The sequence below is a fragment of the Brumicola pallidula DSM 14239 = ACAM 615 genome (genome assembly GCF_000428905.1).
Classification (GTDB): domain Bacteria; phylum Pseudomonadota; class Gammaproteobacteria; order Enterobacterales; family Alteromonadaceae; genus Glaciecola; species Glaciecola pallidula.
This window is the reverse complement of sequence record NZ_AUAV01000016.1, coordinates 139,627-154,198: the sequence shown is the minus strand read 5'-3', so window position 1 is coordinate 154,198 and position 14,572 is coordinate 139,627. Positions and strand designations below refer to the sequence as shown.

The 14,572-nt window shown below is 41.2% G+C and carries 11 protein-coding genes and 1 pseudogene; 4 read left to right on the top strand and 8 right to left on the bottom strand.

Features of this window, described 5'->3' with window-relative positions; all coding sequences use genetic code 11:
- Together G399_RS20380 and G399_RS0107745 are read right to left on the bottom strand one after the other, a co-directional pair.
- Positions 1 to 431, bottom strand: a pseudogene (locus G399_RS20380) (transposase zinc-binding domain-containing protein); the annotation flags it as partial.
- Between the two features lie 287 nt (positions 432 to 718).
- Positions 719 to 1,645 carry a LysR family transcriptional regulator gene (locus G399_RS0107745; RefSeq protein WP_006008878.1) on the bottom strand — a complete coding sequence of 309 codons (927 nt, stop codon included), beginning with the start codon at positions 1,643 to 1,645 and terminating at the stop codon, positions 719 to 721.
- Positions 1,646 to 1,759: 114 nt separating this feature from the next.
- On the opposite strand from G399_RS0107745, the gene G399_RS0107740 reads away from it, so the two are divergent.
- Positions 1,760 to 2,401: a LysE family translocator gene (locus tag G399_RS0107740; RefSeq protein ID WP_006008876.1), complete on the top strand. Its 642-nt coding sequence runs from the start codon at positions 1,760 to 1,762 to the stop codon at positions 2,399 to 2,401.
- Between the two features lie 286 nt (positions 2,402 to 2,687).
- Here G399_RS0107740 and glmS read toward each other — a convergent pair whose 3' ends face one another.
- The 3 genes from glmS to glmU all read right to left on the bottom strand — a co-directional run bounded on the left by glmS (position 2,688) and on the right by glmU (position 6,840).
- A complete protein-coding gene (glmS, locus tag G399_RS0107735) occupies positions 2,688 to 4,520 on the bottom strand; it encodes a glutamine--fructose-6-phosphate transaminase (isomerizing) (RefSeq protein WP_006008874.1) in 1,833 nt (610 codons plus the stop codon).
- Between the two features lie 104 nt (positions 4,521 to 4,624).
- Positions 4,625 to 5,395, bottom strand: a complete 771-nt coding sequence (locus G399_RS0107730) for a DeoR/GlpR family DNA-binding transcription regulator (RefSeq protein WP_006008872.1) — start codon at positions 5,393 to 5,395, stop codon at positions 4,625 to 4,627.
- Positions 5,396 to 5,481: 86 nt separating this feature from the next.
- The gene (glmU, locus tag G399_RS0107725; protein WP_006008869.1) at positions 5,482 to 6,840 is read right to left on the bottom strand and encodes a bifunctional UDP-N-acetylglucosamine diphosphorylase/glucosamine-1-phosphate N-acetyltransferase GlmU; all 1,359 of its coding nucleotides are present in this window, start codon (positions 6,838 to 6,840) and stop codon (positions 5,482 to 5,484) included.
- A 121-nt stretch (positions 6,841 to 6,961) separates the two neighbouring features.
- Here glmU and G399_RS0107720 point away from each other — a divergent pair, with 121 nt between their 5' ends.
- Positions 6,962 to 8,434, top strand: a complete 1,473-nt coding sequence (locus G399_RS0107720; RefSeq protein WP_026843564.1) for a cache domain-containing protein — start codon at positions 6,962 to 6,964, stop codon at positions 8,432 to 8,434.
- A 6-nt stretch (positions 8,435 to 8,440) separates the two neighbouring features.
- Here the strand turns inward: G399_RS0107720 and G399_RS0107715 are convergent, their stop codons facing one another.
- Complete coding sequence (locus tag G399_RS0107715; protein ID WP_006008865.1) at positions 8,441 to 9,322, bottom strand: DMT family transporter; 882 nt, start codon at positions 9,320 to 9,322, stop codon at positions 8,441 to 8,443.
- A 10-nt stretch (positions 9,323 to 9,332) separates the two neighbouring features.
- On the bottom strand, positions 9,333 to 9,833 hold the full coding sequence (locus tag G399_RS0107710; RefSeq protein ID WP_006008864.1) for a methylated-DNA--[protein]-cysteine S-methyltransferase: 501 nt from the start codon (positions 9,831 to 9,833) through the stop codon (positions 9,333 to 9,335).
- Between the two features lie 290 nt (positions 9,834 to 10,123).
- Here G399_RS0107710 and G399_RS0107705 point away from each other — a divergent pair, with 290 nt between their 5' ends.
- A complete protein-coding gene (locus tag G399_RS0107705; RefSeq protein WP_006008862.1) occupies positions 10,124 to 11,269 on the top strand; it encodes a serine hydrolase domain-containing protein in 1,146 nt (381 codons plus the stop codon).
- 126 nt (positions 11,270 to 11,395) lie between these two features.
- Here the strand turns inward: G399_RS0107705 and speA are convergent, their stop codons facing one another.
- Positions 11,396 to 13,324 carry a biosynthetic arginine decarboxylase gene (speA, locus tag G399_RS0107700; RefSeq protein WP_006008859.1) on the bottom strand — a complete coding sequence of 643 codons (1,929 nt, stop codon included), beginning with the start codon at positions 13,322 to 13,324 and terminating at the stop codon, positions 11,396 to 11,398.
- Positions 13,325 to 13,591: 267 nt separating this feature from the next.
- On the opposite strand from speA, the gene G399_RS0107695 reads away from it, so the two are divergent.
- Positions 13,592 to 14,551 carry a GGDEF domain-containing response regulator gene (locus G399_RS0107695; protein ID WP_006008858.1) on the top strand — a complete coding sequence of 320 codons (960 nt, stop codon included), beginning with the start codon at positions 13,592 to 13,594 and terminating at the stop codon, positions 14,549 to 14,551.
- Positions 14,552 to 14,572 lie beyond the last annotated feature (21 nt).

Sequence of the window (14,572 nt, the reverse complement as noted above, 5' to 3'; positions counted from 1 at the left end):
AGCGCGGTGAATGATACCTAAAACTTTTCCTAATTCGCTTGGGTATCTTGCCAACAGCAATCTCAAAGGGATAGGCAGGCTTAAAACCCATTGACGAATTGGATAACCCAGTAGTACATCATCTGCCAGTAACGCAGCACTTTCTGCCATTCTTCTAGCGCCACAGCTAGGGCAGAAACCACGTCGCTTGCAACTAAATGCGACGAGCTTTTCGTGCTTGCAGTCGCCGCATACTACCCTTAAGAAGCCATGCTCTAACGACCACATCGCAAAAAGTCTTCAAACTCACGCTCAACAAATTTAGGTAAGTATTTACCTTGTTCAGATATGGCTTCTTTGAATTCCGGATAATGCCTCTCGACCAATTGATACAGCAAAGTATTTTCTGGTCGGTGGCGTTTGTATTTTGCCACTTGCTGTATTGCCAGCACTGCTTTTCATCCTTGATTGTGCCATTTAGATGATAGTGTGGCTTGTGGTAAAACGTTTTTCGACTGGTCGCTAGGACGTTTTTGCTTGCGAAAGTGGAGAAGTGCTAATGTCCGCAGATCTCCAAACCGGCCGAAAGCCTATTTTGTTTCTTAAGACGGGAAAGCCCCCTGAACTTGTCTTAAGATTCAAATGCTCGAATGACCGCTTCTCGCTCATTGCTGCCAGTGGCAGTTTCATCTAGGAACACTAACTGAGGTCACAAAGGAGGGTGAAACCGAACTACCACTTATGAATCAGGCTGAATTATAAGTAACTTTTGTTTCATAAAATCGATAAACACGCGATTTTTATTAGGCATGTATTTACTTTGCACATACTGCAAACAGATATCACCTTGATAATTACCTTGTAACTGCCAATCTTCCAATAATGGAATGAGTTTCCCTGTTTCAACACTCTGTTGCGCAAGATAATCTGGCAAAGGGCCAACACCAAATCCCTGTTCAATCGCATCTTTACGCATGTCACTGTGATTAAGTAAATATGACCCTGTCACTTGTATAGTCGTTTGTTGATTTTTATTGCTAAATCGCCAACGGTTATCAGCCTTATTTTCGCCTAAACAAATGCATGCTAAATATTTTAAATCATTGGGGTGTGTTGGCAGAGAATGTTTTTTTATGAAATCAGGACTGGCACATAACACCTGTTCGACGTGACCAATTTTAACATTTACCAAGGCTTCAATGGGGGTGTCATTAATATGAATCAAGAAATCGACACCGTCATGAATAGGGTCTAAAATTCGATCGGTTACTTTTAAGTGCAACTGAATGTCTGGGTAGCGTTTTAAAAACTCAACAAAGAGTGGTCGTAATACCTTATTCGCTAATGATCTTGGTGCAGATACTCTCAATAAACCACTCACCGTAGATGTTCCAGAGCGACTGGCATTAACCGCTTTATCCGCAAACTCAACCATCTGCTTACAATAATCAAACGTTAAAATACCTGACTCCGTTAATCCAACTTGTCGTGTTGTACGCTGTAATAATTTGATGCCTAATGCATCTTCTAACCGACTAATTTGACGGCTCACTGCTGAAGGTGTGACACCAAGTTTATTTGCCGCTTTACTAAAGTTTCCCTGCTCAACCACCGTGACAAAAATGGCCATGTCAGACAATAGAGGTATCAAATAATTTGTGTCCATGGGGCACAAGTCCTTATACAAATAGATGTATTGTTTTCAAAAACTCATAGATTAACATAGTTGCAGAATAAAAATGAGTTACTGCGAACATACTTAAAATTGTAAGAGGTGAATATGGAATTATTAATAAATACTTATATGGCGGAAATCATCGCGGTGAGCACAATTGCTGTTTTTATGGCGATGTTACCTGGGGCTGATTTTGTGATGGTTACACGAACTAGTATCTCCAATGGCCGTTTAGCTGGTTTATATATGAGCTTAGGGATGGCTTTATCGGTTTGTATTCATGCCAGCTATTCAATTGCAGGATTAGCAGTAGTTATTGCAAATTCAGCGTGGTTATTTTCGGCAATCAAATATTTAGGTGCTGCTTATCTTATTTATCTTGCTTGGCAGTTATTAACAACGCGCGAAACGGTAAATAAAGACCAAAGCAATTCAACGACTCAAATGTCACCTTTTATAGCATTACGTATGGGTTTTACTTGCAATATATTAAACCCTAAAACATCTATCTTTTTCTTAAGTATTTTTACTCAAGTGGTGTCTGTAGATACCCCCCTGATAATGCAAGGGAGTTATGGATTGATCATTATCTTGGCACATTTTATTTGGTATAGCGGTGTTACTTTACTGTTATCACACCCAAATATATTACCTCGCTTCAATCGACAAAAACAAAAAATTGATAAGATAGCAGGGTTCGTATTGATGATAATTGCGATAAATCTCATCTTAGTGAATTATGCATAGTGACTGGCTGCTTCGGTGGCTTTGTTCACACTCAGACTGAACGACTTACTGGCAAAAAATCAACGTCAAATTCCCCATGCACTCATCTGTGGGGAACGTCCGCCATCGTATCAAAGTGCGCCCAAAAACCCTTCAAAATTGCTCTTTGCTAATGACGCCTTTTAGGTCGAAACTTGCTTAAAGCGGCATCTCAAAAGTATGATAGATTATTGTAAAGGATATACTTTATTGTTTAGCATGACACTTTATTGTCACTGCACAACAAATACTGTATCGCCCACAATCCCTACTCCACTGTAACTGACTTAGCTAAATTCCTTGGTTGATCGACATCAGTCCCCTTAATCACAGCAACATAATATGACAATAACTGCAGTGGCAAAGTATAAACAATCGGAGCAATTGGCGACTCACAATGCGGCACATTAATAACGCGCATAGTTTCGTCACTCGCAAAGTTAGCGTTCTTATCAGCGAATACATACATGATGCCGCCGCGAGCTCTTACTTCTTCAACATTCGATTTGAGTTTCTCAAGTAACTCGTTATTCGGTGCAACAACAATGACCGGCATTTCATCATCAATGAGTGCCAATGGGCCATGCTTCAGTTCCCCCGACGCATAGGCTTCGGCATGAATATAAGAAATCTCTTTAAGCTTCAGTGCACCTTCCATCGCGATAGGGTACTGGTCCCCCCGCCCCAAAAATAAACTGTGTTGCTTATCGGCAAATTCCTCCGCTAACAGCTCAATGCTATCGGTCAATGTCAGTGTTTCTTCTAGTTTGCTTGGTAAGCTGTGTAAACCATCTATGATCGATTTTTTGTCCACTGCTAACATGCCGTTATATTTACCCAGAGCAAGTGTTAACATTAAGAAACCGGTTAACTGCGTAGTAAAGGCTTTGGTTGAAGCAACGCCTATTTCAGCACCCGCTAATGTCATGAATGACATGTCAGATTCGCGCACAAGTGAGGAGCCAGGCACGTTACAAATCGCCAAACTAGACATATAACCTTGTTCTTTGCCTAAACGAAGAGCAGCTAGCGTGTCCGCCGTTTCACCTGATTGCGAAATGGTCACCAATAAGCTGTTTGGATGCACCACTGATTTTCGATATCTGAACTCTGACGCTATTTCAACATTACATGACACATTTGCGTATTGCTCTAACCAATAACGCGCAGTCATGCCTGAATGGTAACTGGTACCACAAGCAATAATTTGCACATGTTTAATGCCTTTTAGGATGTCCTCAGAGCCAGCACCAAAGATACCTTCAACTAGGTCGTTTTCACCTAAGCGATCTTGCAATGTATTGCGAACTACTGTGGGTTGTTCATGGATTTCTTTGAGCATGTAGTGGCGATATCCGCCTTTGTCACCAGCATCGTGTTCTAATTCAGAATCAAAGATTTCGCGCTCTATTTTTTCGCCATTTTGCGCATATATAGTCACTGAAGTACGAGTAATTTCGGCTACATCGCCCTCTTCTAAGAAAATGAAGCGACGAGTTACTGGTAACAGCGCCATTTGGTCAGATGCGATGAAGTTCTCGCCGATCCCCAAACCAATCACTAATGGGCTACCTGAACGAGCAACGATCACGCGGTTTGAATCTTCTTTATCCATGATCACTGTGCCATAAGCACCATGAAATTGTTTTACAGAGTCTTGCACAGCAAGTAATAAGTCTTTGCCTTTTTTCACTTCTTCGTGAACCGTGTGCGCAATCGTTTCGGTGTCCGTGTCAGAGCCAAAAATATAACCTTTTGCTTGTAGATCACGTCTTAAAGCTTCGTAATTTTCAATTATGCCGTTGTGTACAACGGCAATTCTTTCATTAGAAAGATGCGGGTGAGCATTCTTTTGATTTACGCCACCATGAGTTGCCCAACGAGTATGCGCAATACCCGTAGCGCCCTTAATTGGGTTTTCAGCAATCGCGTCGCTTAACGCCTTGACCTTGCCTACTTGACGCTCGCGATTTAAATTACCGGCACCATCGAGTAAGGCGACACCGGCTGAATCATAGCCTCGGTATTCAAGTCTGCGTAAACCTTCTAATAAAATTTCTACAACGTTACGTTCTGCTATTGCGCCTACAATTCCACACATATTGGTATCCTAATTTGTCTTTGCGTTCCTCTTAAATTACGCTTCAAGTGCCTATAAAGGCATACAACGTAGTTATAAGAATTACTTCTTTTTAATAAAATAGTTTAGCAAATACAAGTCGCACACATTACTGTTACGCCTCGTTTTTCAATTTTTTGCTTGGCGTCTTCATCGAGGCCATCATCGGTAACCAAAATAGATATTTGCGACCATGGCAATTCCACATTGGGTATTTTTCTTTCTAGTTTCTCCGACTCAGCCATTACAATAACTTGTTTTGACACTTCTGCCATTGTCCGACTGAGGGACGTTAATTCGTTGAATGTGGTTGACCCACGCTCGATATCGAGGCCGGCCGCACCTAAAAATGCTTGGTCAAAATTATAAGCTCTCAACATGTTTTCTGCCATTTGGCCTTGAAACGAATGTGATTGAGCGTCCCAAGTGCCGCCTGTCATCAATACCTGAGGTTCATTTTCCCCCTCTAATAGGGTATTAGCAACTTGCAATGAGTTGGTCATAACCACTAAGCCCAGTTTCTTGGGTAAATGTGGCAGTAGTGCAGACGTTGTGCTGCCGCCATCAATAATAATGCGATTGTGATCTTGAATAAGTGTCGCGGCTAATTTTGAAATGGCTAACTTTCGACTTGAAAGCTTTTCAGATGAAAGTTCAGAAGCGTCTTTGGGAAGTAGAACCGCACCGCCAAACCGTCTTAATAACAATCCATTATTTTCAAGTTCGGCAAGATCTTTACGAATAGTGACTTCTGAGGTTGAAAATACCTTAGATAACTCATCTACAGCAACTTCACCGCGTTCATTCAGTGTTTCAATGATCCCACGACGGCGTTGCTGAGTGTTTCGTTTTTGCAAAATCGAAAGCCTTAAATTTCAAATCGAAATTTATTATATTAAATAAATTTCGATTTGCAAGTTTTAAGGCTATTTAATAATCCATTTTACTTTTTCTTTGGACGTTCCCAACCGCTAATAACCCGTTGCTTGCCTCGTGCAATAGCAAGCTCTTCAGCATTCACGTCTTTGGTGACGACTGAACCCGCGCCGATGGTGGCGTTTTCGCCAATACTAACAGGTGCTACCAGCGAACTATTACTACCTACGAATACCCCATCACCAATAATAGTCTTAAATTTGTTAACGCCATCGTAGTTACAGGTAATTGTACCTGCGCCTATATTCACGCCTTTGCCAATTTGTGTGTCGCCAATATAAGTTAAATGATTTACTTTTGAACCTTCACCAATAACGGACTTTTTAACTTCACAAAAATTACCTACTTTAGCGCCGTCGTGAAGGTCAGCGCCAGGACGAAGTCGTGCGTAGGGACCCACATTGCAGTTTTGTGCAACGACAGCATCTTCAACCAACGAAAACGCTTCGATATGGGTGCCATCGCCAATTTTACAATTTTTGAATACGCAGTTAGGACCAATAACTACGTTGTCACCAATCTCAACATTGCCCTCGAAAATAGCATTAATGTCGATACTGACGTCTTGCCCAACTGTTAATTTACCACGCACGTCAATGCGCCGCGGATCAGCTAAACTGACGCCGGCCGTCATCAACGCTTCAGCACTGCGAAATTGATAGGCGGATTCCAGCGAGGATAATTGAACTCGGTTATTTACGCCCTCAACTTCACGCTCCCAAACAGGGTGCGCTGCACGGATAATTTTTCCTTCTTTAGCGGCCATTTCAATAACATCAGTCAGATAATACTCACCTTGCACATTATTATTAGATAAATTGCCTAACCAACGTTTTAGATCTTTTCCTGACATCAACATCATGCCTGTGTTTATTTCGGTAATTTCGCGTTGAGCGTCACTTGCATCTTTGTGTTCAACAATAGCCATAATGTTGTCACCTTCGCGAATGATCCGGCCCATCCCCGTTGGGTCATTCAAATGAACAGTTAACAGTGCCAAGTCCGCTTGTGCTTTAGCATCGACTAAGCGTCGTAGTGTTTCACTACTGATCAGCGGGGCGTCGCCCACTAGGATCATCACATCTTCACCATCTTTAATATGCGATGCCGCCTGTTGGACTGCATGACCTGTACCTAATTGTTCGGCTTGTAAACACCAATTCAGATGATGGTGGCCCAATGCTTTTTGGAGTAAATCAGCGCCATGACCATATACAAGGTTGATGTTGTCGCAATCGAGTTCTTTTGCTGCCTCAATTATATGCTCGACCATTGGCTTGCCAGCAATTGAATGCAATACTTTAGGTAACGACGACTTCATTCTTGTTCCCTTGCCTGCTGCAAGGATAATAACGCTCAGTGACATAGTAATTCCTTTCTAATTTGGCGCATAGTGTAACTAAGTGAAAACCCCTTGTCAGTAGACTTCACTCACTATTTGCCATATCATACTTGACAAATAACAGGATGTTAACCGACACTAAATAATGAATATTTTTCGTACACTGCATCGTAGTATCTTAGTTTTATTTGCGATTGTCGTCGTCGCCATCGTTACACTAATACATTTCAGTATGACCAAAATAGTGGCTGAACAAAGCCGCGCTCATCAAATTTCTCTGTCACCCGCAGTAAAGCTGGTTGTTCGCCAAGTTATAGAACCTCTACATATCGCTGAAACATTGAGTAAATCGAAAGAATTAAAGGAAATAATGCAGTTTTCTGCGGCTAATGATGCAAGCATTAATGAGAAACAAATATTTGAAACACTCAAACGACTTGAACAAGAATTTGAGATGGGCTTTTTCGTTGCTTTGGAAAAGCAGCGAATGCAATACAACTCCGACGGTTCAACTATTGAGCTAATTGAAGGTGAAGTAAACTGGTACTTTAAATATCGCGACATGCCTGAAAAATCAGTCGGGGACATCGGCAAATGGGAGGATACGCATTTCTTCATTGATATAAAAATATTTGATGAAAACAATCAATTTGTTGGCTTTTTCGGTGTTGCAAAAAGCCTATCACATTTTATAGAAGTGTTTGAAACCCATAAAGCAACGTACGGTCACGACTTCATTTTTGTGAACCCGAAAGGGTCGGTTATGCTCTCTTCAGACCCCGCATTAAACGCCAGCAAATCAAACTTCAATAACCTAAAAGATCTTTCTTGGTATCAAAAAACCATTAATCAAATGGGTATTGACTCAGACACAGCCTTGGCAGCCGATGCTTCAGTTCAGAATATTAATAATGAATTAGTCAATATTAACGGCCAGGATATATTAATAGCGCAGGTCAATCTTGATTTGTTTGACTGGACAATGCTGTTAATGTCGCCGCTAAATGAGCAGCAGATCCATATAAGTAACGGCTTTATGATTTCTGCTATTAGCGTTTTAGTGGTTATTTTCCTATTATTCTTAATTATCTATAATCTTTTATATTACTTCCGTAAAGACCTGCAAAATGAAGGCTTGGTATTACCTTATTGTAAAATGCAGTCTGATGAAAAAATCAAATACTTAGTTAACTCTAAAGCGTATGAAAAAGATGCCTATTTGGTACTTATTCAACTCAACGATTTTTATCAACGACCGATCACCACCCAAAATCTAGACATGCTCACTGGCATAGGCACGAGAGTATCTGAATTCTTGCTAGACTCAGTGTATAAGTTCAATACTAAAAGCGAGTTTGGAAAGGTGAATGAAAGCCAATGGCTTGTTTTGTTGCAAAAGGCGGATAGCGAAGAAGGCACGAGGTTTATGGACAATATCCGCCACGGCTTGGCCACTATTCAAACTGAATGTGAACAGCAACAAGAGGTACTCAAATTCTCAACCTGCCAGGTAAAATTAAGCGAAGAAGACACCTTTGTCTCTGCTATTTTACGCTTAAAACCCGCATTAGATAATTTAAAAACAAACGATACTTTAACCCAGGTCGTCGATTTTTGAGGCAAGCTATAAACTTGTCTTCATGCGCAGGCGCTTCAAAATACCCGTCGTAATCATCAATCCAATGATAATTAAACTACCACCAATCATGGCATACGTCGAGAGCACTTCGCCGAGCACAACCATACCCCACAAAATACCAAACATCGGAACTAAGTAGCCCACCGTCATCGCTTGTGATGCGCCGACTTTTGCAATTAGGTCAAAATACATAATGTAAGCAACGCCCGTGCAGAGGATAGCTAAGATCAAAGCAGCTCCCCAAGTGCTTGCATCAGGATTCACTTCTGGCCAAGCGTATAAAGCGAAAGGAAATAATAATAAAGCAGCAAATACCTGACTTCCAGCGGCTATGGCAAAAGGCTTCACGCCACTTAAATGTTTTTTCATAAAACAGGCCGCAATGCCGTAACAACAAGTTGCGCCCAACGCTGTTGCCACCGGCAGCAAGGAAACAGGACTGGCAGACTGAGTATCTTGACTAATAACCACAACGCCTACAAAGCCAAGAAAAGTCCCTATAACACCATGCACACCAATACGATCTTGCAAATAAAAGTAGGCAATGATGGCGCCAAACATGGGCGCAGTTCCATTCAATATAGCGGTTAATCCGGCATCCAAATGAAGGCTGGTATAGGAAAACAAACAAAATGGGATCGCAGTGTTGATTGCTCCCACAAAAAGTAACTTTGCCCAATTCCCCGATAAATCACGCCATTGGCGAGTAAAGTAGACAACGGGTAATAAAAATAAGGCAGCTACGCTTGCCCGCACTTCAACCAGAGCAAATACGCCAAAAGCGGGTACAGTAGCCTTCATTAACATAAATGAAGCACCCCAAATGGCGCCTAAAACTAATAATTCAATTAAGTGAGAAGTTTTCAATGTCGTCCTTTTATTTTAATGAACCTGCTTTTGATTCAAGTGAGAGTAGATAAGTTTTACGCTCCAAGCCACAGGCATATCCGGTTAGTTTACCATTTTTGCCGATAATTCGATGGCAAGGAATAATAATAGGAATGGGGTTTTTACCGTTCGCCGCGCCCACCGCCCTGCACGCATTTTTGTTGCCTACCACTACCGCAATATCTAGGTAACTTGCAGTTGACCCAAAAGAAATATCAAGTAATGCTTGCCACACTTGTTTCTGAAAGTCGGTACCATCTGGGTCCAGCGGTAAATCAAATTGATCACGTTTATTGGCAATGTATTCCGATAATTGTTTGGCTGCAAGCTGCGATATTTTATTTTCATTAGCGAGCGGATGGGTATCGGTAAAATCGATAGCTTTAAGCGCTTTATCGTTCGCAAATACCGTTAAAAAACCATGCGATGTTACAACGATGCTTTTGTATAAGTGAGCATATTGTGGGTAACGCACCGATTGTATATTCATATTAAGTTTCCTGGTTGATCCACAGGCTTAACGTATCAGCGGATGGTTGCTAATGCATCAGCACCAATTGATAAATCCGAACAATTTAATATACGGTATCTGCATGACAGTTTACCTCGTATGTGAATTAAAACACCTTGTTTTCGGCACAAGTTATAAGGTCATCACGGTGAAGTGGTAGTGAAGTGGTGGTGAAGTGGTGGCGAATTGATGGTTAATTAAACTTATGTTGAATTCGCAGGGCTATTTAGCTGATAATGACACTTTAATAATAAGAAAAGTGGTCAAGCTTGCAATTTTATAAACCTTTCATTGCGTTAACAGTCCTAGTTCTCTCTCTTTCATTCCCTGTCTGCGCTGACACTTGGGTGGATGATTTTGCAAATGAACTGAAGGCGACTGCGAAGAAAAAGAAACTGCCAGGCTTAGCGTTTGTTATGGTCGCTCCAAATCAGCCTACGCGATTTGAGTTTTATGGAAAGACAGAAAAGTCGGGTACATTAATAGATAAAGAAACGGTGTTTAGATTAGCCTCGGTTTCAAAAACATTCACCGCTGTATTTATGGCGCAGCAAGTAAAAGAGAAAAAGCTGGCGTGGAAAAACTCATTACAAGAACTATTGCCCGACTACAAGTTTGATAACTACATCGACACACCTATTTTATTGCAGCACCTTATTGGCCAATCTACTGGTTTCATACCCAATGCTTATGACAATTTAATTGAAGCCAATTACAAACTACCACGCGTATTGGAACATTTAGAAAAACTAGATTCGCTATGTAAACCCGGTATTTGCTACACATATCAAAATACTTTTTTTGGTGTACTTGAAGAGTATTATCGTCAGCAAAAAACCACCTTTGCAGACGAGATAACGAAAAGCATTATCATACCTTTGAAAATGCCAACCGCAAGCGTCGGCAAAAATGCGCTTATGGCATCAAAGAAATGGGCAAAGCCTCATGCAGCTATTGATAAAAATAAGTGGGTGAGTGTTCGAGTCAAAGACAATTATTACAAATACTCACCGGCTGCGGGTATTAATGCCAGTGCTGCTGATATGGAAATTTGGTTAAAGGCGATGCTGCTAGAGTACCCGGACATTATTGATAAAAACATGATTGAGACGCTCACAAAGCCACGTGTAAAGACGAAGCGTGAAATGTATCGCCGTGAGTGGCGGAAGCAACTTACAGACGCACACTATGGTTTAGGATGGCGCATTTATAACGTCGATGATATTGAGATCATTTATCATGGTGGTTGGGTTCAAGGTTACCGCGCCGATGTCGCGTTCTCGCCGCAATTGGGTGTCGGCTATGCCTTGTTAATGAATGCAGAATCTAACTCAATTAATAAGCTTACAGCCACGTTTTGGAAAGATCAAATCGAAGCGCATAAGATAGGTCTTTTGGCAGACATTAAAAAGTAAATATAAGTCATTATGGCGTCAGCATAAGCTTAAGTAGCGCCATTTTATGATACTGGTTAGCTTTATAAATGGGCGTTTGGAAGATTGAAAATAAGAGCTCAAAAATAAGAGCTCTTATTTATTTTTTTACTCAGCAGTTTTTAGGTAAGTGTAACCCTTCAAACAATTCTCATAAAAGTCAGTCCACTTGACACCTTCACGTGGCGGTATTTGCCCATTAGCCACTTCTTTGTCAATTTGACGTTTAACATCAACGGCCATTGCGCTTGGGTTGTATTGCATTATAGTCAGTACGTCTTGCACCGATGAACCGGCCACGAACTCTTCAATGTAAAAGTCTTCTGGGTCATCATCATCGCTGAAAATATGCACTTCATTTACACGACCAAACAAGTTATGCATGTCACCCATGACATCTTGGTAAGCGCCTGTTAAGAACAACCCTAAATACGCTTTTTGACCTGGTTCTAAGGACGCAATGGGCATGATGTTTTGCAGCTGACGGTCAACAATAAACTGGTCAATTTTACCATCACTGTCGCAAGTAATATCGACTAATGAACAGTTAATATCAGGTCGTTTATTCATACCCGTTAATGGCACAACCGGCAGTAACTGGTCGATAGCCCATGTATCAGCTGCCGATTGGAAAATCGAAAAGTTGCATAAGTATTGTGACGACAGTGAAAAATCTAAATGCTGTAGTCCTTCTGGCACAAACTCAACATCACGATAAAGCACTTGTAAGCGACGCATTATTTGCCAATACAAGGTTTCAATCTTACCCAGCTCTTCCAAAGATATAACACGTAATTTAAACGCGCTAACCGCCTTCTCTTTCCATTCACAAGCGTCGTTATATACTTCTTGAAGATTCTGGTCGGGACGCAAAAAATGAAGCAATTCACGCATATTCTTTAACAGTATATGTTCACCCTCAACAACTGAGGTATCCAGCATTGCGCCGTCGGCTTTAATTTCACCTACAATCTCAGTAACCACACAACTATGATGCGCAGTGATTGCGCGACCACTTTCAGTAACCAAATTTGGGTGCGGCACACCCTCAAGGTCACATATTTCTTTCATGCCGTAAACAACATCGGCAACGTATTCATTTAAACTGTAATTACGCGACGAATCGTTAGTTGATTTGCTACCGTCGTAATCAATCCCTAACCCACCGCCAACATCCACATACTCAAGGGCAAAGCCCATCTTATGTAAATCAGCATAAATACGTGCACTTTCGTTCACTGCGTCTTTAATTGCACGGATATCAGTTAACTGACTACCAATATGAAAATGCAGTAGTTTAAGGGTATGAGCCATACCTTCTTTTTCAAGAAGCTTAGCAGAATTAATAATTTCAGGGATAGTGAGCCCAAACTTCGCTCTATCTCCGCTCGAACCTTGCCACTTACCTTTGCCCAACGCAGACATTTTTGAACGTAAACCAATGATAGGTTCAATATTCAATTCTTTTGATATTCTAATCAGTAAGTGGAGTTCTGAATATTTCTCGATAACTACCACAACTTTGCGGCCTAACTTTCTGCCTAGCAATGATAGTCGAATGAATTCTTCGTCTTTATACCCATTTAAGATAGTTAACGAATTTGCATTAGTATTGTATGCAAGTACCGCTAGTAGTTCAGACTTTGAACCTGCTTCAAGGCCATAATCATAAGGTGCACCAGCGTCAACAATTTCTTCAACCACTTCACGTGTTTGGTTGACTTTGATTGGATAAACACCGTTGTATTGACCTTTATAATTGGCTTCCGCGATTACTTTGTTAAAGCATTCATTTATACCTACAACTTGCGAACGCAAAATGTCGTGGAATCGAATAACCACGGGAAACTGTATACCCTCTAGGCTAATTTCATCAATTACCGACTTAAAGTCGATTTTTATATTTTCATTTTTAGGATCAGGAGAAACTTGAATATTGCCATTTTCACCTATCTTAAAGTAGCCGCCACCCCAGCTAGATACGCCATAAGTGCGCTCAGCGTCATCAATCGACCATTCAACATTATTTGTTGTCATAACAGCGCTACCCCATCAAAAATCACGATACATACAAAGAAGCCCAAATCCTTAAAAAAGGTAGGTCGCGTATTATAATGAAGTTTAGCTGTGTTACTAATTGTTTTGCATTTTTTAGTGTTTTTTTAGCTACTAGCACCATTTAAATGTAAACGAATTGTAAAAAGCGTGCTATGTTGACAAAAAAGAGGTAGCTGTAATAATTTGCTAGTGGTCTACAGGTAGTTTTTGGTCGGCATTACTTAACCTAGTAAAAAGGAACTTGATTTGCGTACTGATATAAGTAGTGCAATGTATATAGAAAACATCCCTGAGCAAACTAAGTATCGAGTACTAGTCATTGACGACAACGAGATAGAACTAACGCTTTATATTAATGGCCTTGGTCAAGAGTTCGATGTGTCATTTTCGCCAAATGCACACACAGCGTGGGAACTGTTGAACAGCGCACCACTTCCTGACGCGATTATCCTCGATATCATGATGCCGGGAGAAGATGGTTTGCAGCTTTGCAGCCGTATTAAAGAAACTCAATTCATCCAAGATGTTCCCATAATTTTTGTTTCGTCACTAACTGAGCCAGCAATAAGATCTGAAGCCTTTGAACTTGGTGGTGCTGACTTTATAGCAAAACCGCCCATGATGGCAGAGCTTATTGGCCGTCTTCGCAGACATATGGTGCTGTACCGTAAAACCAAAAAACTAGAATCACTGATTTTTATCGATCCGCTGACTCATTTACCCAATGCGGCAAAATTTCAAGAGGTGCTAGCAGTTGAATGGGCCCGTTGTGCAAGGTATTGGCAGCACTTAACCCTATTAATGATACGTATAGACAATCTGGATACTGTTCGGGAGATAGATGGCAGTGACAAATATTTTTCTACCATCGCAACCGTCGCCAATAGTTTTGCGGCTGCCGGGAATCGTCCGGGTGATTTGGTCGCCATCTTAAGTAACCACAAATTCGCAGTATTGCTTTGTGATTGTGGGCACGATGGCGCGACACTCAAAGCCAATCAAATAAAGACCACCTTTGACCACAGTGAACTAACAAATACATCGGTTCATCTCAGTTGTACTATTGGTTATGCCATCGCCGCGCCTGCTGGCGGTGGTTCCCCTGAAGAACTGTTGCAGTCAGTCGACAATGTTATGTTTGAAGCGCTACAACACGATGCAGGTAGAATTTACGCTGTGAATGGCATTATAGGTGTCACTGAATAAGCGCATTACCGCAACAGCATT

Coding starts and splice junctions, on each gene's coding strand:
- G399_RS0107740 (WP_006008876.1), top strand. CDS start 1,760: ATGGAATTATTAATAAATACTTATATGGCGGAAATCATCGCGGTGAGC.
- speA (WP_006008859.1), bottom strand. CDS start 13,324: ATGACAACAAATAATGTTGAATGGTCGATTGATGACGCTGAGCGCACT.
- glmS (WP_006008874.1), bottom strand. CDS start 4,520: ATGTGTGGAATTGTAGGCGCAATAGCAGAACGTAACGTTGTAGAAATT.
- G399_RS0107745 (WP_006008878.1), bottom strand. CDS start 1,645: ATGGACACAAATTATTTGATACCTCTATTGTCTGACATGGCCATTTTT.
- G399_RS0107710 (WP_006008864.1), bottom strand. CDS start 9,833: ATGAATATACAATCGGTGCGTTACCCACAATATGCTCACTTATACAAA.
- G399_RS0107720 (WP_026843564.1), top strand. CDS start 6,962: ATGAATATTTTTCGTACACTGCATCGTAGTATCTTAGTTTTATTTGCG.
- glmU (WP_006008869.1), bottom strand. CDS start 6,840: ATGTCACTGAGCGTTATTATCCTTGCAGCAGGCAAGGGAACAAGAATG.